Origin of the sequence: Xanthomonas hydrangeae, assembly GCF_032697525.1 — a bacterium.
Classification (GTDB): Bacteria; Pseudomonadota; Gammaproteobacteria; order Xanthomonadales; family Xanthomonadaceae; genus Xanthomonas; species Xanthomonas hydrangeae.
Genome location: NZ_CP103836.1, coordinates 960,875 through 982,790, shown reverse-complemented (window position 1 = coordinate 982,790; position 21,916 = coordinate 960,875). Strand labels below are relative to the sequence as shown.

Genomic DNA, 21,916 nt, shown 5'->3' with positions numbered 1-21,916 from the left:
CTCAACAACACTGGAACGTGGCTGACCCCGTACAAATGGTGCCGCACTGCTCGGTCACCGCAGCCGCCTCGCAGCCGATGTCTGCCTCTGCATACGCGCCGCTTACGAACAACGGACCGGCAGGATTGTCATCGCCGGCATGACTACGCCAATACTCCACCAGATCGTTCCGACTCTCTTCGCTCATGAGCAGATCCTTTGTCTTGAATTGAGGTGCGACGGTTGTGATGCGGCAGGCTGAAACAATTGGCACGAACATCGAGCCCGTTCATCACCGAGAGGATGCGCGTGCAGATGCTGCCGCGTCTTGATCCTAGCGGTGTGATGGTTTGAAAACTGATACTTACGTCCGTAAATAACCGATGTGGGCAACGGCCCCAGCCGCCTTAGTTGCGGCCGAGCACGCGCGCCGCCGCAATCGCGGCAATCCGTACCTTCGCCAATGCCTCACCGATCTGCGGGCCTTGCAGACCTTCTGCAGCCAGGTCGCGTGCGTTGATTGCGAGCGCAGCAGCATGCAAGCGCTTGAGTTCTTCGCCCTGCGGATAGGCTGCGTTTTCGCTGCCCAGTCGGCCACGCTTGTCGGCTTCGCAGACCAGGGCGAGCTGTGCGACGCGCTCGGGGCGGCGGAACGCGTCGCAGCGCACCAGCAGCTCGTGCACGGTGCGGTCGCGCAGTTCGGCCAGGCGATGCACGTTCAAGTGTTCGCGGCAGGCGGTGACGGCGAGCTGGCGATACTCTTGCGGCACCTTGAGGCGTTCGCACAGGGCTTGCAGCGGGGCGACGCCGCGTTGCTCGTGCATGATGTGGCGTGGCCACTCTTCCCGCGGTGTGAGTGCCTTGCCCAGATCGTGGGTGAGCGCGGCAAAGCCCACCAGCGCATCGCCCGGTGCCAGTCGTGCGGCCATGTCGCTGACCATTTCCTGGTGGATGCCGGTGTCCACTTCCGGATGAAACTCGGCGCGTTGCGGTACGCCGTACAGCGCGTCGATTTCGGGCAGGATGACGCGCAGCGCACCGGTGTCGCGCAGCGTGCGCAAAAATGCAGAGGGCTGCGCGCTTGCCAGTACGCGACGCAATTCCTGCCACACGCGTTCGGGCACCAGGCTGTCGAGTTCGCCGCTGGCGGCCATCTCGCGCATCAGCGCTGCGGTTTCCGGCGCGATGCTGAAACCCAGCGGTGCCAGTCGCGCCATGAAGCGCGCTGCGCGCAGTACGCGCACGGGATCTTCGACGAACGCCGGGCCTACATGACGCAGCACGCGTGCTTGCAGATCGCGCGCGCCGCCGTAGGGATCGAATAGCCCGCCGGTGTCTTCGTCGCGTGCGATCGCATTGATGGTGAAGTCGCGGCGCAGCAGATCTTCTTCGAGCGTCACCGACGGGTCGGCATCCACCACAAAGCCGCGATAGCCACGCCCGGACTTGCGCTCGGTACGCGCCAGCGCATATTCCTCGCCGCTGTGCGGATGCAGAAACACCGGGAAATCCTTTCCCACCGGTTTGAAGCCCAGGCGTTCCATCTGCGCCTGATCGGCACCGACCACGACCCAGTCGCGGTCGCCGGCAGGCTGGCCAAGCAGGGCATCGCGGACTGCGCCGCCAACGAGATAGATCTTCATCGCTACATGATGCCCGATGCGGTGCGCGAGTCGAAACACCGCGAACTGATTGTGGTCGGCGTCTGGCTAGGCTTGGGTGGCCAAGTGATACCAACACGTAGAGGTCAGCGTATCGAGCGATTGGTCGGTGCGGATAGATCAGTCGTAGAGCGGAGAGCGGCTGATCTGCGACTTGGTTGCCGGGCCCTTGCCCGCCCACCGTCGCGGGACACGCCGCAAGTACGTCCCTGTAGGCTCTTACGCGGCATCCATGCCGCGTAAGGTCCCGCGACGGTGGGCGGGCAAGGACCAGTCGAGATGGTCGGTGTGCGAGGTGCAAGCAATGCATGAAGTGTGCCGTCTAGTTAACGACGCGCCCAATCAGCTTCCCAAGCCAAGCAGAGGAATAAGCGGGCTTTCAACAAGTGACCTACAACCTTCTCAGCGTCCCAAGGCAGACGTAGCGATAGGCAGGTTTTGACCCGACCAACTTCCTGGTGCGGTGTCCTCGCCCTCGACCGAGCGAGCAGTCGTCAGGTGCGTGTGGACTGCGCACAGGAACCGGAGTGTACGAGTGGTACATAAGGATTCCGAGCACCGGCCGCACCCGCCTTGCGGCTGCGCAGTAGTTTTGTTAGCCGTTCTAAGCTTTTGACTGCACCTAACCTATGCAACGACCCTCCGTTGCCTTGAAGCGTTAGAGGATGTTGATACGACAGTCGTCAGCGAAGATTGTCTGATTCGCACCTTGGCCGAAGCGCAAAGACCCAAGCATGACTACCTCATACGGCAGCCGTGCTCGTCGGCTAACCGGAGATCAATCCTGCGCCGCGTTGTTGGCGGTCTGGCCCGGCGTGCACACCGGCTTCAAGCGCTTGTCCACCAGCTTGCCCATCAGCCGGTCGCTCAACGGCAGCATGTCGCCGTTGAGTTGCCAGTCGTAGATCACGCTGAAGGCCAGCACGCGCGCCACGTACTCGCGGGTTTCCTTGTAGCTGATGGTTTCGATCCAGAAGTCCGGCTCGAAGTTGGGCCGCTGCGATTGCCAGCGCCCGGTCGGCCCAGGGCCGGCGTTGTAGGCGGCGATGGTGAGGTAGGGCAGGCCGTAGGTGTTGAGCAACTGGCGCAGGTAGGCGGTGCCGATGGCGATATTGGTGTCCGGCTCGTACAGGCTGGTGGCGCCTGCGTAACCGGGCAGGGCAATGCCCTTGGCCACGGCGGCGCCGGTGCCCGGCAATACCTGCATCAAGCCCATCGCGTTGGCAGGCGAGCGTGCGCGTGGATTGAAGATGCTCTCGGCACGGATCTCTGCTGCCACCCAGGCCGGGTCGATCGCGTTCCTGGCCGCTTCGCGGCGGATGCTCTCATCGTGATGCAACGGAAACCGCAGCGAGTACAGCCGTTGTTCGTCCGGCTGCTTGCCGAGCGCGAACACCGCGCGATCGAACCAGCCGTTTTCGCTGGCCACTTGCACCGCCAGACGGCGTTGGGTGTCGTCGAAGCGGGTGGCGGCATCGTTCCACTCGGCCACCGCCCAACCGGGGCGATCGATCTGGAACAGTGCAATCGCGCGGATCAACGCCGGATCACGCGCAACCGCGGCCTTGGCCTGCGGGTTGTCCTTGGGCTCCCAGGGGCACAGCCGGTACGGCTGCTGCAGACGATCGGCGGCCAGGAAGCCGTGGAAGGTCGGCGATTGCGCGGCCGCGCGATACAGCGGCTGTGCGGCCGCAGCCGCGCCGGTCTTCTCGGCCAGGCGCGCTTCGAAATACTGCCAGCGCGAATCGCTGCGCTGGGTGGCCGACATCTTGCGGATCGCCGCCAATGCAGCCGGCCAGTCGCCACGCGACATCGCCTCACGCGCGCGCCATTCGTACAGGCGTTCGTCGTACGCGGCATCGGGCACTGCGTTGAGGCGGCGTGCCGAATCCGGCAGGTACGAGGCCACTGTCCACAACGCGATCTGATATAGCACCTGGCCGCGCTGCGCCTCGCTGAAGCCGAGTGCGGTGGCCAGCTGCGGCAACTGCTGCTCGGCCGCGTCCGGATCGCTCTTGGCCAGCTTGGCCAACCCATCGACAGCGATGCCACGGCTGCGCTCGGTCTTGGGCCAACCCAGTGCACGCGGGTGCACCTTATCCAGAAAGGCGGCGTAATCGGTGGCCAGTGCCAGATCAGCCGCCGGCAAGCCGCGCGCGGCGGTGCGCATCACCGCTGGCAGTTGTGCATCGGCCGCCGCTTCCACGCGCTCCCAGCGCAGCGCCGGAGTGAGCTCACCCCGCGACTCCAGCCCGGCGACCACCGAATCGCAGGCATCGGGCAGCGCCTTGCCGCTGCGCCATAGCGTGAGCGCATCGCGGCTCCATTGCGCATCGGCCTTGCCGGTGGCCTGGCGCGCGGTGAGCTGTGCGCAGCGCAGGCCGAGGTTGTCGGTGGATTTCCAGTTGGCCAGCAGCGTGGTCCAGTCCTGGCGCCGTGCCACCGCTGGCAGCCACGTGCTGCGGAAGCTCTCCGCCACCGGTTGGCCCGCATAACGCTGCAGAAACCCCTGCGCTTGCGTATTGGAAACGCTGTCGATGCTGCGCTTGAGCGTGGCGAATTCCAGCCAGCCATACAGCGGATGGCGACTCAACGCACTGAGCTGACCGGCATCGGATTGACCGCGCTCTGCAGCGGCGATGGCATCGCGCATGGCGGTGAGTTGCGGGTCGCGGCTTTGCGCATGCAGTGCAGTGCTGCCAAGGCAGAACAGGCCGACGAAAACAGTGGCAAGACGGGGGGCATAAGTCATTGCGCGATGATACCGAAGCACGCATGAGCGCTTGAGTGAATACGCGTTGCAGCGTTGCGAACGCGCACATCTCAGCGTGCGGGCGTAGCGTGTGAGGGAATGCGTCATCGCACGCTCGCGTTCGTGCGCGCGCGATGGCAGCCACTGCGGCCTGCTGCGCAGTGCTGCACTGCCAGCTTGCGGCGCGTTAAGGTTTCGTTTAAAAGTTGGAGCGGACCGCAGGGCACGGGGGCGTGCGGATACTCGAAATCCTTCTGGAGAGAGAACGGATGAAGCGTCTGATTGGCCCTCATCGGTCATGCCTGGCCGTGCAGTTGTCGTTGTGTCTGATTCCCACACTCGCCTGGGCACAACAGCCCGAGGCCGCCCCGAGCACGCGCACGCTCGACAGCGTGCAGGTCACCGGCACGCGTATCAAAACCGCCGAACTGCAGGGCCAGGTGCCGATCCAGACGCTCAACCGCGCCGACATCGAACGCACCGGCCTGACCTCGATCGGCGAGGTGCTGCAGGAACTCACCGCGTCCGGCTCGGCGCTCAATGCCAAGTTCAACTCGTCCGGCAATTTCGGCTTTCCGCCCGATGGTGGTGGTGTGGGTGCGGGCTCGGCGCAGGTGGATCTGCGCCATCTCGGGTCCAAGCGCGTGCTGGTGTTGGTCGATGGCATCCGTTGGGTCAATGAATCCTCGGCCTCCGGCGTGGGCTCGTCGACCGACCTCAACACCATTCCGTTGGCGATCGTGGAGCGCATCGAAGTGCTCGAAGACGGTGCTTCGTCGCTGTACGGCTCGGATGCGATTGCCGGTGTGGTCAACATCATCACCCGGCGCAGCTTCGATGGTGCGCAGGTCACGCTCAACTACGGGCAGTACGGCAAGGGCGATGGCGCCAACCAGGGCATGGACCTGGCCTGGGGCACCAGCGGCGAGGATTTCAGCCTGTTTCTGGGTGCCAGCTACGTCAAGCAGGACCCGATCTACGCGCGCGATCGCGCGCAGGCACGCTTTCCGATTCCCGGCACCGGGCTGACCTTCGCCAGCTCGGCAACGCCGGATGGCCGCTTCCAGTTCGTCGACCCCAACACCGGTGTGCGTCAGAACCTGACGCCCAATGCCGGTGTCGGAACACCGCAATACGATGGCAGCGGCGGCTGTACACGCAGCGACGATTACCACTGTTTCGGCACGGCCGACCGCTACAATTTCGCCGAGCAGAATCTGCTGCTGACGCCGTCCGAGCGCAAGGGCGTGTTTGCGCAGTTTCGCTATTACTTCAATGACGATGTGCAGTGGTACGTCAAAGCGTTGGGCAACCGGCGCGAGTCGACCAACCAGGCTGCACCCGAGCCGATCTTTCTCGGCCCCGATGCCGGTACCGGCAATCCGCTGGCCGACAACATCGTGATCTCGGCGCTGAATCCGTTCAATCCGTTCGGCTTCGAGTTGAACTCGGCCACTAACCTGATCCAGATCGGCCGCCGCCCGGTGGAAGGCGGGGCGCGTCGGTTCGAGCAGCAGGTCGATACGCAATACTTCGGTACCGGCCTGGTGGGCACCTTCGAAGGCGCGGCGCGCACGTGGTTCTGGGACGTCAACGGCATGTACAGCAAGAACAAGGCCGAGCAGACCAACTACGGTAGCTACAACCTGTTCAACATCAATCTGGGGTTGGGCGATCCGGCCGCGTGTGCGGCAGTGGCCGGCTGCGTGCCATTGGATATCTTCAGCGGCGCCGGCAGCATCACGCCGGAGATGTTGCGCTGGATCCAGCCGGTGGTGCGCGACCGCAGCCAGAACGAGTTGAGCCTGTTCACCGCCAACCTCAGCAGCGAGCTGTTCCAGTTGCCCGGCGGCGCGGTGTCGTTCGCCACCGGCTACGAATACCGCAAGTACGAGGGTTCGTATCAGCCCGATCCGCTCACCGTGGCCGGCCGCTACAACGGTGTGCCATCGTTGCCGACCTCGGGCAGTTACGACGTCAACGAAGCCTATCTCGAACTCAATATCCCGATCTTCGCCAACTCGTCGTTGGGCGACAAACTCGATTTGAATATTGCCGGCCGCTATTCGGATTACTCCACCTTCGGCGGCGAGTTCACGCCCAAGTACGGCCTGCGCTGGCAAGTCACCGACGAGCTGGTGTTGCGCACCAGCTACGCTGAGGGCTTCCGCGCGCCGACCATCGGTGAGTTGTTCGGTTCGGCGGCGCGCGCCGACCTGCAGTTGTCCGATCCGTGTTCGATCGGGCTGGGCGGCACCGCGCCGCGCGGCAGTGCTGCCAACTGCGCTGCGCTCGGTGCACCGGTGGGCTATCAACAGGCCAATCAGCAGATCTCGGTTACCACGGGGGGCAACGAGCAGTTGGATCCCGAGCGCTCGCGCAGTTTCAGTGCCGGTTTTGTGTTCAGCCCGGGCTTTGCGAGCAATGCGAGCTGGTCGGATCGGCTCGATCTGGAGATGACGTTCTATCGCCATCATGTGGATGGGGCGATCCAGGCGATCAATGCGCAAACGCAGCTGGATCTGTGCGTGGATACGTTGGACGCGCTGTATTGCGACGGCATCACGCGTGCATCCACCGGGGGCATCAATGCGTTCAACAATCGGTTGACCAATCTGGGTTCGATCAAGACCGATGGTTGGGATGTGGATCTGTTCTGGACGCTGCCGGAGAGCGCGTTCGGCCGTTTCAAGTTGTCTTGGCAGAACACCTTCGTGGGCCGCTACGAGGCACTCGGTGCGGCAGGGCAACGGCAGCCGCAAGGTCCAGGCATCGAGGTGGTGGATAGCGCGATTCCCGAGTGGACCAGCAATGCGGTGCTGGATTGGTCGCTGGGCAATTGGACCGCATCATGGACGGCGCGCCACATTTCCAAACTCACCGAGCAATGCGGCGATGCGGTGGAATTTGCGGTGTGTTCCGATCCTGCCGTGGGCACCAATCGGCTGGATGCGATCACTTATCACGATGCGCAGGTGGGTTATCGCGTCGATTGGCTCAAGGGTCTGCAACTCACGGCCGGTTTGAACAACGTGTTCGACAAGGATCCGCCGCTGTGCCTGTCGTGCTCCCTCAACGGCTATGACGCATCCACTTACGACATTCCCGGTGGGCGCTTCTGGTATGCGCGTGTGGATTTGAAGTTTTAGTCCATCAGGTCGGGTCGTTCGTAAAGCGGAGAGCGGCTGATCTGTGGCTTGGCTGCAGGGCCCTTGCCCACCCACCATCGCAGGACACGCCGCAAGTACGTCCGTGTAGGCTCTTACGCGGCATCCATGCCGCGTAAGGTCCCGCGACGGTGGGCGGGCAAGGACCAGTCGAGATGGTCGGTGCGCGTGGCTCTTTTCCAAGCAACGAGCAAACTCTCTGGTGAGGGCACCGCGCACTCGACGACCCAAGCTTTCGACTTGGGCTTTTGATACACCCAAACTGCGCGACGAGTCGAAATTTCCGTCGTTTCGAAATGATCGGACAGTGTGGGTAGATCACGTGTAGAGCGGCTGATCTGTGGCTTGGCTGCAGGGCCCTTGCCCGCCCACCATCGCAGGACACGCCGCAAGTACGTCCGTGTAGGCTCTTACGCGGCATCCATGCCGCGTAAGGTCCGGCGACGGTGGGCGGGCAAGGACCAGTCGAGATGGTCGGTGCGCGTGGCTCTTTTCCAAGCAACGAGCAAACTCTCTGGTGCGGTGTCCTCACCGATTGCGGGACCGTGTGGCGGCATGGATGCCGCCACCGAGCCTACATGGACGTACTTGCGGCGTGTCCCGCGAGCGGTGAGGGCACCGCGCACTCGACGACCCAAGCTTTCGACTTGGGCTTTTGATACACCCAAACTGCGCGACGAGTCGAAATTTCCGTCGTTTCGAAATGATCGGACAGTGTGGGTAGATCACGTGTAGAGCGACTGATCTGCGGCTTGGCTGCAGGGCCCTTGCCCACCCACCGTCGCAGGACACGCCGCAAGTACGTCCCTGTAGGCTCTTACGCGGTATCCATGCCGCGTAAGGTCCCGCGACGGTGGGCGGGCAAGGACCAATCAAGTTGATAGGTGTGCATAGCTTTCAGCAAAGCAACCGGCTAACTGTCTGGTGAGGACACCGCGCCCTCGACTACCCAGGTTTACGGCCGCAGCAGTTACCAGTTCACCTTGCGAGCAGGTTAAATCGCGGCCTTTACTAAATACAGATCACCCACGCACAGGCGCATCGCCTGCCACGTAGTAGTCCGCCGTACTGCGTGGCAATGGGCTGCGACCACGCATGCGGTCGGCGATCTTCTCGGCAATCATGATGGTGGTGGCGTTGAGGTTGCCGGTGATGATGCGCGGCATGATCGAGGCATCGATCACGCGCAGGCCTTCCATGCCGTGCACGCGGCCCTGTCCATCGACCACCGACATGTCGTCGGTGCCCATCGCGCAGGAGCAGGAGGGGTGGTAGGCCGTCTCTGCGCGCGAACGCACGAAGGCGTCGAGTTCGGCATCGGTCTTGCAGTCCGCACTCGGGCTGATCTCGCGGCCGCGGTAAGCGTCGAGTGCGGGTTGGGCGATGATCTCGCGGGTGATGCGGATCGCATCGCGAAATTCCTGCCAATCCTGATCGGTGGATTGGTAGTTGAACAGGATCGACGGATGCTGGCGCGGGTCGCGCGACTTGGCATGCACGCGTCCACGGCTGGGCGTGCGCATCGAGCCCACATGCGCCTGAAAACCGTGTTCTTTCACTGCATTACTGCCGTTGTAATTGATCGCGACGGGGAGGAAGTGGTACTGGATGTTGGGCCAGGCGAATTCCTCGCGCGTGCGAATGAAGCCGCCGGCCTCGAACTGATTGCTGGCACCGGTGCCGGTGCCGGCGAACAACCACTCCGCGCCGATCGCCGGTTGATTCCACCACTGCAATGCCGGATACAACGACACCGGCTTGGTGCAGGCGTACTGGATGTAGACCTCGAGGTGATCCTGCAGGTTCTGGCCAACGCCGGGCAGGTCGTGCACCAGTTGCACGTCGAGCGCACGCAGCAAATCAGGTGCGCCGACGCCGGAGCGTTGCAGCAGCTGCGGCGAGGCGATTGCGCCTGCGCATACCAGCACTTCGCGGCGTGCACGCGCGTCGATGCCTTCGCTGCTGTTGCCGACCAGATAGTGCACGCCAACGGCGCGCTTGCCGGCAAACAGGATGCGATCGGTGGTGGCATGGGTGACGATGTGCAGGCCATCGCGCGGACGCGCCATGTCCAGATAGCCGCGCGCGGTGCTTGCGCGACGGCCCTGTGGTGTCACCGTGCGGTCCATTGGCCCGAAGCCTTCCTGCTGATAGCCATTGAGATCGTCAGTGCGCGGGTAACCGGCCTGCACGCCGGCGTCGACCATGGCCTGGAACAGCACGTTGTTGTCGTTCTTCGGCGTGGCCACGCTGACCGGGCCTTCGCCGCCGTGATAATCGTTGGCGCCGATGTCGCGCGTCTCGGCCTTGCGGAAGTACGGCAATACATCGCGGTAACTCCAGTCTTCCAGACCCGGCCGCCTGGCCCAATGGTCGAAATCCAGCGCATTGCCGCGGATGTAGCACATGCCGTTGATCAACGACGAGCCTCCCAGCCCCTTGCCGCGCCCGCATTCCATGCGCCGGTTGTCCATATGCGGCTCCGGCTCGGTCTCGTAGGCCCAGTTGTAGCGACGGCCCTGCAACGGGAAGGCCAGCGCCGCCGGCATCTGGGTGCGGAAGTCCAGCCGGTAATCCGGCCCGCCCGCTTCCAGCAGCAACACGCTGACGCCCGGATCCTCGGTCAGGCGCGCGGCCAGCACGTTACCTGCCGAGCCGGCGCCGATGATGATGTAGTCGTATTCGCGTTGCATGAGGTTCTCCTTGTTGCGGTGCCGGTTGAAGCGGCTTTCAAAACGATTGCGCAGTGGGCCGGCGGTCTTTGTTCGAAACGGCAGCCTCAATCCGACAGCACGATTCGCAGGCAGCGGCTCACGCGTGTTGCCGGTGCCGCTGGGCGACTGCCTGTCAGGGGCGTCAGCCAGTCAGAACACCGACGCGTAGCGTTCCAGTTCGACTTGGACAGACTTGGTGCGCGTGTAGGCTTGCAAGGTGGCCAGCCCGTTCTCGCGGCCCACACCGGATTGCTTGTAGCCGCCCACCGGCATCGGTGCCGGCGATTCGCCCCAGGTGTTGATCCAGCAGATGCCCGCTTGCAGGCGATGAATCAGACGATGCGCGCGTGCAAGATCCGGCGTCACCACGCCTGCGGCCAGGCCGTAGGTGGTGGCATTGGCGCGTGCGATCGCTTCGTCTTCGTCGTCGTAGGTGAGCAGGCTCAGTACCGGCCCGAAGATCTCCTCGCGCACAATGGTCATCACGTCGGTGCAATCGCTGAAGATGGTTGGTGCGACATAGCAGCCCTGTGCCAGTGCGCCATCGCGCAGACGTTCGCCGCCGCACAGCAGGCGTGCGCCCTCGGCCTTGCCCTGTTCGATGTAGTCGAGCACCCGCTGCATGTGCGCGGCGCTGACCATCGGGCCGAAGGTGGTGCGCTCGTCCAGCGGGTCGCCGATGTGGATGCGTTGCACGCGTGCCAGCAGCCGCGCCTCGAAGGCATTGCGCAGCGCGCGCGGCACGAACACGCGCGTGCCGTTGGTGCACACCTGCCCGGAGCTGTAGAAGTTGGCCATCATGGCGATGTCGGCGGCCAGATCCAGGTCCGCGTCGGCGCAGACGATCAACGGCGACTTGCCGCCCAGTTCCATGGTCACGTCTTTCAACGATGAACTCGATGCGCTGGCCATCACCTTGCGTCCGGTCGCGGTGCCGCCGGTGAAGCTGATCTTTTCGATCTGCGGATGTTCGGTGAGCGCGGTGCCCACGCTGGCGCCGTCGCCGGGCAGCACGTTGAACACGCCATCGGGCAGGCCGGCTTCGGTGAAGAGTTCGGCCAGCTTGAGTGCGGTCAGCGGCGTGACTTCGCTGGGCTTGAAGATCATTGCGTTGCCGGCCGCCAGCGCGGGCGCGGCCTTCCACAGCGCGATCTGGATCGGGTAATTCCACGCGCCGATCGCGCCGACCACGCCCAGCGGCTCGTGCCGCGTGTAGAAGAAGCTGCCTTCGCGCAACGGCACCTGTGCGCCCTGCAGCGCCTGCGCCACCCCGGCGTAGTACTCCAGCACATCCGCACCGGTGACGATATCCACGCTGCGGGTTTCGCTCAGCGGCTTGCCGGTGTTGAGCGTTTCCAGTTCGGCCAGTGCGTCGTTGCGCTCCCGCAGCAACTCCACCGCGCTCAGCAGGATGCGCGAGCGTTGCACCGTGGTCAGCGCGGCCCACTGCTGTTGGCCGGCCTTGGCGCTATCTACCGCCGCGTCCAGATCGTCGGCGCCCGCGTTGTGCACATTGGCCAGCACTTCGCCGGTGGCAGGGTTGACGACCTCGAAGGTGTGGCCGCCGCGGGCGGGAACATAACGGCCGCCGATATACAGCAACTGGTCGGGAAAACGTGGCATGACAAACCTCCTGTGGGGCGCACGCGGCAGCGGCGGCACCTCAGCGCGTGAGATGCAGGAACTGCAGGTGGCGCTCGTATTGATCGATGATGTCGTTGATGATCTGTTCGCGGCTGTAACCGACCAGGTCGTAATCCTGGCTGCCTTCGTACAGATACACCTCGGCGCGGTAATAGCGCTGATTGCGCAGACGCTGGGCGGCGAACGAGGGCGTGAGGTAACCGCGCATCACCACCTGGTAGCGGAAGCCTTGCTGCTCGCCGTGATCGACGCTGATTTCCATATCGTCGTCGTCGAGCCGGCTGCTGACCTGCCAGCCTTCTTCCTGCAATTGTGTGGTGACGGCTTCGATCGCCGGGCGCACCTGGTCGTGCATGAAGCGATACACCTCATCGCGCGCCGGGAAGTGCATCGCCTGGCCCAGGCGCTGACGCCAGCCGCGGTGATGCCGCGATTGCCCGATCAGCGGGCTGGGGCTGTAGAGCTGCGCGCGTTTGCGTTGCGATTCTTCGCTGAGCGCGCGCGACAGGCCCCAGGCCATCAGCAGCAGCACCGCGGAGAACGGCAGCGAGGCCAGCACCACGGCCGATTTCAGGGCGTCCATGCTGCCGGCCAGCAGCAAGCCTGCAGTGACCACGGCGGTGAGCACGCCCCAGAACACGCGCAGCCAGCGCGGGCCATCGTCGTGCGGCTCTCCGCCGTGCGAGGACAGCGTGGACAACACCACCGTGCCGGAATCGGCGGAGGTCACGAAGAACACGAAGCTGATCGCCACCGTCACCGTGATCACCGTGCGGCTCCACGGGTAGCCCTGCAGCAGCGAGTACAACACCGTCTGCGGCGCATCGATGGCCTGCTGCGCCAATGCGCCCTGGCCGTGATGCAGCAACTGGTCCAGGGCGCTGTTGCCGAAGATCGACAGCCACGCCAGGGTGAAGCCGAGCGGGATCAGCAACACCCCGAGCACGAACTCGCGAATGGTGCGGCCGCGCGAAATGCGCGCGATGAACAGGCCCACGAACGGCGCCCAGCCGATCCACCAAGCCCAATAGAACACCGTCCAGTTGCCCAGCCAATCGCTGCGGCCGCCATAGGCATACACGTCGAAACTCTTGTTGACCACACTGCCAAGGTAGTCGCCCAGGTTCTGGATCAGCGCGTTGAGCAGGTATTGCGTAGGGCCGGCGAACAGCATGAACAACAGCAGCGCGATCGCCAGCAGCATGTTGATGTCCGACATCCAGCGCACGCCTTTTCCCACGCCGGACACCGCCACCAGGATCGCCGCGCCCATCATCGCCACGATCAACGCCACCTGCACCCAGTGCGTATGCGGCACATCGAACAAGGTGCTCAGCCCGGCATTGAGATGCAGCACGCCAAAGCCCATGTCCGCACCGATACCGAACACGGTGGCCACGATGCCCAGCGCATCCACGGTGTAGCCGATCGGCCCGTTGATGCGCTTGCCGATCAGCGGATACAGCGCCGAGCGCAAGGCCAACGGCAAGTTGTGCCGAAACGCGAAGTAAGCCAGTGCCATCGCCGCCAGCGCGAACACGCCCCAGCCATGCAGGCCCCAATGCAGGAACAACAACTGCATCGCCTGACGTGCGGCCGCTTCGCCGCTGCCGGTGCCGCCTTGTGGCGGTTGCAGATAATGGGTGAGCGGTTCGGAGACGCAGAAGAAGAACAAGGTGATGCTGATGCCGGCGGCGAACAGCATGCCCGCCCAGGAGAGATAGCTGAATTCCGGTTCGTCGTGGTCGGCGCCGAGCTTGATGTTGCCGTAGCTGGACAAGGCCACGCCGAGCACGAACACCAGGTACACCGTCATCGCCAGCAGGTAGTACCAGCCGACATTGCGCGAGGCCCAGGTCTGCGCATCCAGCAGCACGCGGCCTGCGTCCAACGGAAACAACGACACCAGCAACGCAAACGTACAGACCACCGTTGCCGCCAACACGAACACCGGACGCAAGGTGCGCACCGGTGCCAGTTGCGGCTCTACCGCACTCATACCAGCGCACTCATAAGAGGCGTGTCACGGACTGTGCTCCCAACGAAAAACCGCCTGCGTTATCGCACAGGCGGTGTCGAGGGGGTGTCATCGGTCGAGTTCGCCTATGCAAACCCGTAGCCACTTTTCGCGGTATTCAACGCAGCAACTGCGTCGGCACGCGGATATCCATGCCAACCGCCAGATGATCTGAAAACGCGGCGGGAATCGCTTCGATGCGTTCGATCGTCAGACTGTCGCTGACCAGAATATGGTCGATCGCGCGGTCCGGACGCCAGCTCGGAAAGGTGTGCACTTCGCAGCTTGGCGGTTGCAGGCGCGTATGCCGATACAGCGCCTGCATCTCCGGCCGGTCGGCCATGCAGTTGAAATCGCCCATCAACATTGCGTTGGGATGCTCGGACAACAATTCGGCGATGAAGGCCAGTTGCGCCATGCGCGAATTGGCGCCCAGCGACAGATGTGCCACTGCCACCGCCAGGCCGTCGCGACCTTCTCCGAATTTGGCCAGCAGGACGCCGCGCCCGCCGATCCGGCCGGGCAGGGCATGGTCCTGCACTTCCAGCGGTTGCAGCTTGCTGAGCAGGCCATTCGCGCTGGACGCCACCCCGCCCATGCGGCGGTTGGGCTGATGGCTCCAGTAATCGAAGCCGGCGCGCTCGGCCAGGTAGTGGGTCTGGTTGGTGAAACCCGAGCGCAGGCTGCCCGGGTCCGCCTCCTGCAAGCCCACGATGTCGCGTTCGCCGGCCAGCTTGGCGATGCTGTCCAGGCTGGTGCGCTTGCTGCCCAACGGCAGCGCGTGCGACCAGCTGCGGGTGACGTAATCGCTGTAGCGACGGGTGCTGGAGCCGGCCTGGATATTGGCGGTCAGCACCCGCAGGGTGCGCGAATCCGAAGCGTTCACTGGAGGGCGATCGCTCGGGTCACTTGGCCAGCGTGGCGCGTTCGCGCGCGATCAGGTGATCGGCGATGCGCAGCATGTCCGGGAAGCTCTGGCCCTTGACCAGGTACTTGCCGTTGACGATCAGCGACGGGGTGCCGGTGAGCTTGCTGCGGGTGGCGAACTGCTTGGCGCGGTTGGTCTTGGCCGACACGCCGAAGCTGCTCATGGTGTCGATGAAGGTCTTGGAGTCCACGCCGTACTTGGCGTAGAACGCGGCGATGTCCTGCACCGAATCCTTGCCGCGCTCGCCCTTCAGGGTCTGGTCGACGTGGATGGCCTTGTACAGCGCTTCGTGGGTCTTTTCCTGCACGCCCAGGGTTTCAGCGGCGTAGAAGGCACGGCCGTAGTCGTCCCATGGGCCACCGAACATCGCCGGCACGTAGACGAAATGCACGTCCGAGGGCAGCCCGGCCTTCCACGGCCCGATCAGCGGCTGGAACGCATTGCAGGCAGGGCAGACATAGCCGAACACCTCGGCCACTTCGATCTTGCCGGCAGCCTGCTGGTACGGCTGGCCGCCTTCGATATCCAGATAGTCGGTGCCGGCGACCGGCTCGGGGCCGTTCGGTGCACGCGGGGCGGCGCTGGGTGTGGCGGCGGGGGGCGTGCTGGCGCTCTCGCCAACGGCCGGCGGTGCGGCGGGGTCTGCGGCCGGAGCGGCAGCGGCCGGCGCAGTCGCGGTGTCAGCGGCGGGCGTGGCAGCGGCAGGTGCGGTGTCGGACGAACCGTCCTGGGCCTTGCAGGCGACCAGGATCGGCAGCAGCGCCATCAGCGTCAGGGCGAAGCGGGTCTTCATCGGATTGGATCTCCAGCGTGGGGCGAGAAAAGGGCCGGACGGCCGCGGGGCGCATGATGCCACGGGCGGCCGTTGGTGGCGGTTACGCGGTTCAGCGTTTGGCAGGCGCGGCGTGTTCGCGGGCGATCAGGTAATCGGCCACGCGCAGCATGTCCGGGTAATTGCGCGCGCCGATCAGGTAGCGGCCGTTGATGATGATGGCCGGGGTGCCGGGGAGCTTGCTGCGCTTGGCGAATTCGCGCGCCGCATCGAGCCTGGCGTCCACCGCCTGGCTCTTGTAGGTCTCGATGAAGCGCTGCTGCGGCACGCCGTAGCCGGCGTAGAACGCGGCCAGTTCTTCCGGGGCGACGTTCTGGGTCGGCACGGTCTGCTTCTCGTGGATGGCCTCGAACATGGCCCGATGGCTGCGCTTGGCCACGCCCAGGATGTCGGCGGCGAAGTAGGCGCGGGCGAACGCGTCCCAGAACCCGCCGAATGCCGCCGGCACCGGGGTGAAGCGCACATACGACGGCTGCTTGGCCACCCAGGCCTCCAGGGTGGGCTCGAAGTGCGCGCAGTGCGGGCAGGTGTAGCCGAACACTTCGGTCACTTCCACCTTGCCGGCCAGCGGCGCGTACGGCTGCCCGCCGTCGATCACGATGTAGTCGTCGCCTTCGACCGGCGGGGCGTTCTTGTCGGCAGCGCAGGCCGCCAGCGGCAGCAGGATCAACAACAGCAGGGACAGACGGGAAAACAGCTTCATGCAGGCTCCGTGGGGATAGGGGGAGGACGGGAAACGACAACGCCGGTCGTGGGACCGGCGTCGTGAAGCGGTGTGGCAGCCGTGGCATTCACCTCATGAGCGTGCGGGCGTCCCGGCAGCGGGTGCTTGCGCGGCCGCCGCATCGTCGGCGCGGTCGTGCAGGCCCTGCAGATAGCTGGCCAGCGCCTGGATCTCCTGCTCGGTCAGCGGGTGCGCCACCTGCGCCATGATATTGAACAGCGCCGGGTTGCGCTCCTGGGTGGTGCCGGCCTGGTATTCCTTCAGGCGCCGCGCCACGTACTCGGCATGCTGGCCGCCCAGGCGCGGATACGCCGGGCCCGGATTGCCGCTGCCGGCCGGGCCATGGCAGGCCATGCAGGCCGGTACGCCGCGCGCGATGTCGCCGCCGCGGTAGAGCTTCTCGCCGACCTCGTAGAACTTCAGGCCCTGGTACGGCCCCTCGTTGACCACCGCATCGTCGGCCACCCCGGCGGCAGACTTCTGGGTGGCAAAGTAGGCGCCCAGGTCGCGCATGTCCTGCGCAGTGAGGTCCTTGACGAACGGCACCATCACCGCCGACATGCCGCTATTGCGCTCGCCGCTGGCGATCAGGGCGACTTGGTGCGCCACGTAGCGCTCGGTCTGGCCGGCGATGCGCGGGTACATCGCCACCGCCGGGTTGCCGTCCGGGCCATGGCAGGCCGCGCAGGCGGCGGCCTTGGTCTGGCCGGCCTTGGCATCGCCCCAGGTGGTCTTGGACAGGTCCACCTCCAACGGCGCAACGCGCACGGGTGGCGGATCGGGGATCGGCGTCACCGCCGATTGCGCAAACGCCACGGCGGCAATGACCGGCACGGCGAGGGCGGCGAGGACAAGCACACGAGCATGGCGCATCAGCTAAAGCTCCGTATGGACCCGACCTGCGCGCGTTTGAGGCTGGCTGTGGCAGGCGTGCTTCGATTATCGACACGCCTTTGCGCCAGGGTCAACGAACAGTGCAGCAAAACCGCCAGGCGCCGAACGTGCGATCCTAGGGGGATGTCGCTCCTTATCGAACAAGCCCGCTACCACCTGTCCGCCCATAACGCCCGGCAATTGCCGGACGATGGCGGCTACGAGGTCGCCTTCGCCGGCCGCTCAAACGCCGGAAAATCCAGCGCGCTCAACGCGCTGACCCGCCAGAACGCGCTGGCGCGCGTGTCCAAGACCCCCGGCCGCACCCAGCAGCTGGTGTTCTTCCAGATCCAGCCCGAGCGCTATCTGGTGGATCTGCCCGGTTATGGCTACGCCAAGGTGCCGCAGGATCTGCAGGCGCATTGGCAGGCCTTCATCGACCGCTATTTCCGCACCCGCGAGGCACTTCGCGGGCTGGTGGTGGTGATGGACATCCGCCACCCGCTCAAGGATTACGACCTGCAGATGCTCGGCTATGCCGCCGAACGCGGCCTGCCCGCGCACGGCTTGCTGACCAAGGCCGACAAGCTCGGCCGTGGCCAGCAGATGCAGACCCTGCAGAAGGTGAAGAAGGAAGTGACCTCGCGCTTTGGCGACAGCGTGACCGTGCAGACCTACTCCGGCGAATCGCGCCAGGGCGTGGACGAACTGCGCGGCATCGTCGGCGGCTGGCTGGGCCTGGATGGCGCGCCGCCTGCAGCGGAGTGAGCCGTGAGCCGGGCCGGGCGCCATGACGCCTGGCCCTGCGGGCAGTCCACAACGGCGAGCCAGGGCTCGCCGTTTTCATTTGCGGCATCGATATCGATATCGGAACCGGGCGACGCCGGGCTGCGCTGCGGGACAGGGACCTTGCCTGGGGCCCCATCGCTCAAGGCGTCGCCGGCACCGGGCCGAATTCGGTCGGCACCCAGGCGAACGCGTTGCCCTCGCGGCGCACATGGCCCAGGCCCGGGAACGGCAGATGCGCACCGGCCACCCACCAGCGGCCGTCGGCGGCCTGCGCCAGCATGCTGCGGCGTGAGGCAATGGCCTTGCTGCGGTTGCTGTCGGCCTCGAACGATGCATTCGGCTGGGCAAACTGCACGGCGTGGTAGTGCAACACATCGCCCCACACCAGCAGCGTGTTGCCGGCGCCACCGTCAAAGCGATACGACACGTGGCCGGGCGTGTGGCCCTGGCTGTCCAAGGTCGTGATGCCGGCCGGCAATGCGGTCTTGCCCGGCTGGAAACGGTGCAGCCGACCCTGGGCCTGATAGGGCGCGGCCGCCGCGCGCGCCAGCGGAAAGGCGAACTGCAGCATCGGCGCGGCACCGGCCTCCGAAGCGGGATCCAGCCAGTACGCGGCGTCGGCGTCGGACAGCCACACCGTGGCGTTGGGAAATGCCGGGGTGCCCTGCGCATCGAGCAGGCCGCACAGGTGGTCCGGATGCGCGTGGGTGAGCAGCACATCGTCGACCTGGGCCGGGTCGTAGCCGGCGGCGCGCAGGTTGGTCAGCACCTGGCCCAGGCCGGGGCCCAGGCACTGCGCGGTGCCGGTATCGACCAGGCTGAGGTGGCTGCCGTCCTGGATCAGATAGGCGTTGACTGCCGTCTGCAGCCCCTTGTCGTCTTCGGGCACGTAGCCCTGCGCGAGCAGGCGGTCGCGCGCTGCCGGTTCCACATTGGACAGCTGTTGACGGGTCAACGCTACGCTGCCGTCGAACAACGCAGTGACGCGCAGCGTGCCGATGCGCTGCAGGTAAAAGCCGGGAACCTGCGCGTGGGTGGACGCGGGCGCAGCGGCGTGCGCCAGCGTGGCGCTTGCGGCGAGCAATAGCGGCGCCAGCGAACGCAGGGCGGAAACAGACATGAGCAACTCCAGGGCAGGCGGCAACCGCCGCGATGTCGCCATGCTGGCGGCAGCGACTTGCGCGATTCGCTCATTGCGCTGCGCGAAGCGCTCGCTGCAGCGATCTAGCGGCTGTTGCCGATGCTGGCCGGATCCAGCCCGTAACGCTGCTGGAAGCGCTGACTGAAGCTGCGGGTGGAGCGATAGCCTGCACGCGCGGCCACGGTCTTGAGCGGCCAGCGTGTGGTGTAGAGCAGGGCCATCGCATGCGCGAGCCGCGCGTCGGTGATCAGCTCGCGCAGCGAGCAGTGTTCTGCGGCCAGATGCCGGCGCAAGGTGGCACCACTGATGCCCAGGCTGTCTTCGACATCGCGTGAGCGCCAAGCCCGCTGTGGCTGCGCGGTGATCAACGTGCGCACCTGCGAGGCGAGACTTGGTGCGGGCGGCAACAGCAGGCCGCCGTGACCACGGCGGCACAAGCTGATCACCAGCGAGGCCAGCGCCAGGCGGGCTTCGGTATACAGGCCGTGTTGCAGCGCATCGCGCCATTGCCGCAGCGTCGGGCCGAAATCGATCGCGGGCAGCCGCGCGATGTCGTCGCCGGCGTCGGGCAGCGGCTCGTTCCACAATGCGCGCGCAGCAGCAAGCGCCTCTTCGCAGAGGGGCACCACCGCGCTCAGGTAGAGCCCGGTTAATGGGTCGGGTGTATTGATCACATCGATCCGGCAATGGCGCGTCACCAGGAACAGGTCGCCCGGCACGAACTCCAGCGATTGGGTCGCGGTCCGTACGTGTTTGCGGCCCTGCAGCAGAATCGCAAATTGCGCCTGGGTCAGGTCCACCGAGCGCGCGCCGTGTGCGCGCCGCGCGCTCACGCAGGCAAAGCCTTCGGCGCGCTCGCAGTGCATCAGGCTGGCCATCTGCGCAAGCAGGGCGTCGGTGGGTGCGGGCGCAACGGTCATGGCCGGGCGATGCTACAGGATCGTGTGCGCATGTCTTTGCTGGAACAGCGCCGCGGTTGCCGCGCTATTGCACGCATGGATGCTGGCCTCGCGTGGCCATCTGGCATCTGCAGGGCTGCGGCGCTGCCCGACCTTGACCAGCCCCGGCCATGCCTGCGCTTGTCGCTGTGTGCGTGAAGTCCCGGCAGGTGTTGCCGGCGCGACGGTGGGCGTTCGCCTGCATCTGCATGCAGTAAGCATGGATGGAAATCTAAGACCTGGCCGATGGCGGCAATTCTTCCATGTTGGGCGGTTATAGTGCGGGCCTTGCGGTGGCTGGGGAGGATCCCCACATCGTTCCCCTCAATTTTTCTGCGAGCCTGCCCTTGTCGAGTCCCAGCCACGTTGCCGAAACGCCGATCACCGAACGCGCGGAGCTGGTCCAGGTACTTGCCTCCGGCGAGAAGCCCAGCGCGGACTGGCGGATCGGCACCGAGCACGAAAAGTTCGGCTTCCAGCTCGACGACCTGCGCGCGCCCACCTTTGAAGGCGCGCGCGGCATCCAGGCGCTGCTGACCGGGTTGACCCGCTTTGGCTGGGAGCCGGTGCAGGAAAACGGCCACACCATCGCGCTGCTGCGCGATGGCGCCTCGGTGACGCTGGAGCCGGCCGGCCAGCTGGAACTGTCCGGCGCGGCGGTGGAAACCCTGCATCACACTTGCGTGGAGACCGGCACCCATCTGGACGAAGTGGCCCAGGTGGCCGGCGAGTTGCAGCTGGGCTTCCTGGGCATGGGTTTCCAACCCAAGTGGCGCCGCGACCAGATGCCGTGGATGCCCAAGGGCCGCTACCAGATCATGAAGAACTACATGCCCAAGGTCGGCTCGCTCGGCCTGGACATGATGACGCGCACCTGCACGGTGCAGGTCAACCTGGATTACGCCACCGAAGCGGACATGGTGAAGAAGTTCCGCGTGTCGCTGGCGCTGCAGCCGATCGCCACCGCGTTGTTCGCCGATTCGCCGTTCACCGAAGGCAAGCCGAACGGCTACCTGAGCTACCGCTCGCACATCTGGACCGACACCGACGCCGATCGCACCGGCATGCTGGATTTCGTGTTCGAAGACGGCTTCGGCTACGAGCGCTACGTCGATTACCTGCTCGATGTGCCGATGTATTTTTCCTATCGCGACGGTGTCTATGTCGACGCCAGCGGGCAGAGCTTTCGCGATTTCATGCAAGGCAAGCTGCCGGCATTGCCGGGTGCATTGCCGACGCTGCGCGATTGGTCGGACCACATGACCACCGCGTTTCCGGAAGTGCGCTTGAAGAAGTATCTGGAAATGCGCGGCGCCGATGCCGGCCCGTGGGATCGGCTGTGCGCGCTGTCGGCGTTCTGGGTGGGGCTGCTATACGACGACACCGCGCTGGATGCGGCCTGGGATCTGGTCAAGGACTTCAGCCCCACCGAGCGTCATGCGCTGCGCGATGGCGTGCCCAAGCATGCGCTCGGGCTGCCGTTCCGTAACGGCACGGTGCGCGATTTGGCAGTGGAAGCGGTCAAGATCGCGCGCGAAGGCCTGCGTCGGCGCGCGCGCTTGAATGCCGACGGTCAGGACGAAACCGGCTTTGTGGATGTGATCGCCGAGATCGCCGAGAGCGGTGTCACCGCCGCCGAGCGCAAGCTGGCGCTGTATCACGGTGCATGGAACGGCGATATCGATCGGGTGTTCCGCGAGTTTGCGTATTGAGCGCTTGCGGATTGCCGCAGTCGTAGCGCATCGCTAGGCTACCGC

At 65.2% G+C, this 21,916-nt stretch carries 15 protein-coding genes and 1 other RNA gene; 3 read left to right on the top strand and 13 right to left on the bottom strand.

Translation table 11 applies throughout. The features are described from left to right. Nucleotide 1: 1 nt before the first annotated feature. The 4 genes from NYR97_RS03960 to NYR97_RS03945 all read right to left on the bottom strand — a co-directional run bounded on the left by NYR97_RS03960 (nt 2) and on the right by NYR97_RS03945 (nt 4,392). Complete coding sequence (locus tag NYR97_RS03960) at nt 2–187, bottom strand: DUF6229 family protein (RefSeq protein ID WP_255086033.1); 186 nt, start codon at nt 185–187, stop codon at nt 2–4. 199 nt (nt 188–386) lie between these two features. Further along, nucleotides 387–1,622, bottom strand: coding sequence for a multifunctional CCA addition/repair protein (locus NYR97_RS03955; protein ID WP_316696780.1), 1,236 nt, complete (start codon nt 1,620–1,622; stop codon nt 387–389). A 488-nt stretch (nt 1,623–2,110) separates the two neighbouring features. Next, a non-coding RNA gene (locus NYR97_RS03950) (sX9 sRNA) lies at nt 2,111–2,184 on the bottom strand. 234 nt (nt 2,185–2,418) lie between these two features. Then, entirely contained in the window at nt 2,419–4,392 is a 1,974-nt protein-coding gene (locus tag NYR97_RS03945; RefSeq protein WP_316696779.1) for a transglycosylase SLT domain-containing protein, read from the bottom strand. A 269-nt stretch (nt 4,393–4,661) separates the two neighbouring features. On the opposite strand from NYR97_RS03945, the gene NYR97_RS03940 reads away from it, so the two are divergent. Continuing rightward, nucleotides 4,662–7,541 carry a TonB-dependent receptor gene (locus NYR97_RS03940; RefSeq protein WP_316696778.1) on the top strand — a complete coding sequence of 960 codons (2,880 nt, stop codon included), beginning with the start codon at nt 4,662–4,664 and terminating at the stop codon, nt 7,539–7,541. Nucleotides 7,542–8,581: 1,040 nt separating this feature from the next. Here the strand turns inward: NYR97_RS03940 and betA are convergent. The 7 genes from betA to NYR97_RS03905 form a co-directional block, all read right to left on the bottom strand. Further along, a complete protein-coding gene (gene betA / locus NYR97_RS03935) occupies nt 8,582–10,252 on the bottom strand; it encodes a choline dehydrogenase (protein WP_316696777.1) in 1,671 nt (556 codons plus the stop codon). A 171-nt stretch (nt 10,253–10,423) separates the two neighbouring features. After that, nucleotides 10,424–11,896: a betaine-aldehyde dehydrogenase gene (betB, locus tag NYR97_RS03930; RefSeq protein ID WP_316696776.1), complete on the bottom strand. Its 1,473-nt coding sequence runs from the start codon at nt 11,894–11,896 to the stop codon at nt 10,424–10,426. Between the two features lie 40 nt (nt 11,897–11,936). Further along, nucleotides 11,937–13,916 (bottom strand): choline BCCT transporter BetT, encoded by a 1,980-nt coding sequence (betT, locus tag NYR97_RS03925; RefSeq protein ID WP_316696775.1) that lies wholly within the window; start codon nt 13,914–13,916, stop codon nt 11,937–11,939. 136 nt (nt 13,917–14,052) lie between these two features. Next, on the bottom strand, nt 14,053–14,790 hold the full coding sequence (locus tag NYR97_RS03920; protein ID WP_205394766.1) for an endonuclease/exonuclease/phosphatase family protein: 738 nt from the start codon (nt 14,788–14,790) through the stop codon (nt 14,053–14,055). 49 nt (nt 14,791–14,839) lie between these two features. Then, the gene (locus tag NYR97_RS03915) at nt 14,840–15,655 is read right to left on the bottom strand and encodes a thiol:disulfide interchange protein DsbA/DsbL (protein WP_316696774.1); all 816 of its coding nucleotides are present in this window, start codon (nt 15,653–15,655) and stop codon (nt 14,840–14,842) included. Nucleotides 15,656–15,746: 91 nt separating this feature from the next. Further along, on the bottom strand, nt 15,747–16,397 hold the full coding sequence (locus NYR97_RS03910; RefSeq protein WP_316696773.1) for a thiol:disulfide interchange protein DsbA/DsbL: 651 nt from the start codon (nt 16,395–16,397) through the stop codon (nt 15,747–15,749). Between the two features lie 93 nt (nt 16,398–16,490). Next, complete coding sequence (locus tag NYR97_RS03905) at nt 16,491–17,291, bottom strand: c-type cytochrome (protein WP_316696772.1); 801 nt, start codon at nt 17,289–17,291, stop codon at nt 16,491–16,493. A 144-nt stretch (nt 17,292–17,435) separates the two neighbouring features. Here NYR97_RS03905 and yihA point away from each other — a divergent pair, with 144 nt between their 5' ends. Continuing rightward, the gene (yihA, locus tag NYR97_RS03900; RefSeq protein ID WP_104533089.1) at nt 17,436–18,059 is read left to right on the top strand and encodes a ribosome biogenesis GTP-binding protein YihA/YsxC; all 624 of its coding nucleotides are present in this window, start codon (nt 17,436–17,438) and stop codon (nt 18,057–18,059) included. A 160-nt stretch (nt 18,060–18,219) separates the two neighbouring features. Here the strand turns inward: yihA and NYR97_RS03895 are convergent, their stop codons facing one another. Both NYR97_RS03895 and NYR97_RS03890 read right to left on the bottom strand, forming a co-directional pair. After that, nucleotides 18,220–19,200 carry an MBL fold metallo-hydrolase gene (locus NYR97_RS03895; protein ID WP_316696771.1) on the bottom strand — a complete coding sequence of 327 codons (981 nt, stop codon included), beginning with the start codon at nt 19,198–19,200 and terminating at the stop codon, nt 18,220–18,222. Nucleotides 19,201–19,304: 104 nt separating this feature from the next. Further along, nucleotides 19,305–20,141: a helix-turn-helix transcriptional regulator gene (locus NYR97_RS03890; RefSeq protein ID WP_316696770.1), complete on the bottom strand. Its 837-nt coding sequence runs from the start codon at nt 20,139–20,141 to the stop codon at nt 19,305–19,307. Between the two features lie 365 nt (nt 20,142–20,506). Between NYR97_RS03890 and NYR97_RS03885 the strand changes: the two genes are divergently transcribed. Then, a complete protein-coding gene (locus NYR97_RS03885; protein WP_316696769.1) occupies nt 20,507–21,871 on the top strand; it encodes a glutamate--cysteine ligase in 1,365 nt (454 codons plus the stop codon). Nucleotides 21,872–21,916 lie beyond the last annotated feature (45 nt).

What these genes read in the sequence shown, in the direction of transcription:
- NYR97_RS03945 (WP_316696779.1), bottom strand. Translation starts at nt 4,392, where the DNA reads ATGACTTATGCCCCCCGTCTTGCCACTGTTTTCGTCGGCCTGTTCTGC.
- NYR97_RS03910 (WP_316696773.1), bottom strand. Translation starts at nt 16,397, where the DNA reads ATGAAGCTGTTTTCCCGTCTGTCCCTGCTGTTGTTGATCCTGCTGCCG.
- NYR97_RS03905 (WP_316696772.1), bottom strand. Translation starts at nt 17,291, where the DNA reads ATGCGCCATGCTCGTGTGCTTGTCCTCGCCGCCCTCGCCGTGCCGGTC.
- betT (WP_316696775.1), bottom strand. Translation starts at nt 13,916, where the DNA reads ATGAGTGCGGTAGAGCCGCAACTGGCACCGGTGCGCACCTTGCGTCCG.
- yihA (WP_104533089.1), top strand. Translation starts at nt 17,436, where the DNA reads ATGTCGCTCCTTATCGAACAAGCCCGCTACCACCTGTCCGCCCATAAC.
- NYR97_RS03890 (WP_316696770.1), bottom strand. Translation starts at nt 20,141, where the DNA reads ATGACCGTTGCGCCCGCACCCACCGACGCCCTGCTTGCGCAGATGGCC.
- NYR97_RS03960 (WP_255086033.1), bottom strand. Translation starts at nt 187, where the DNA reads ATGAGCGAAGAGAGTCGGAACGATCTGGTGGAGTATTGGCGTAGTCAT.
- NYR97_RS03955 (WP_316696780.1), bottom strand. Translation starts at nt 1,622, where the DNA reads ATGAAGATCTATCTCGTTGGCGGCGCAGTCCGCGATGCCCTGCTTGGC.
- betA (WP_316696777.1), bottom strand. Translation starts at nt 10,252, where the DNA reads ATGCAACGCGAATACGACTACATCATCATCGGCGCCGGCTCGGCAGGT.
- NYR97_RS03940 (WP_316696778.1), top strand. Translation starts at nt 4,662, where the DNA reads ATGAAGCGTCTGATTGGCCCTCATCGGTCATGCCTGGCCGTGCAGTTG.
- NYR97_RS03895 (WP_316696771.1), bottom strand. Translation starts at nt 19,200, where the DNA reads ATGTCTGTTTCCGCCCTGCGTTCGCTGGCGCCGCTATTGCTCGCCGCA.
- NYR97_RS03915 (WP_316696774.1), bottom strand. Translation starts at nt 15,655, where the DNA reads ATGAAGACCCGCTTCGCCCTGACGCTGATGGCGCTGCTGCCGATCCTG.
- betB (WP_316696776.1), bottom strand. Translation starts at nt 11,896, where the DNA reads ATGCCACGTTTTCCCGACCAGTTGCTGTATATCGGCGGCCGTTATGTT.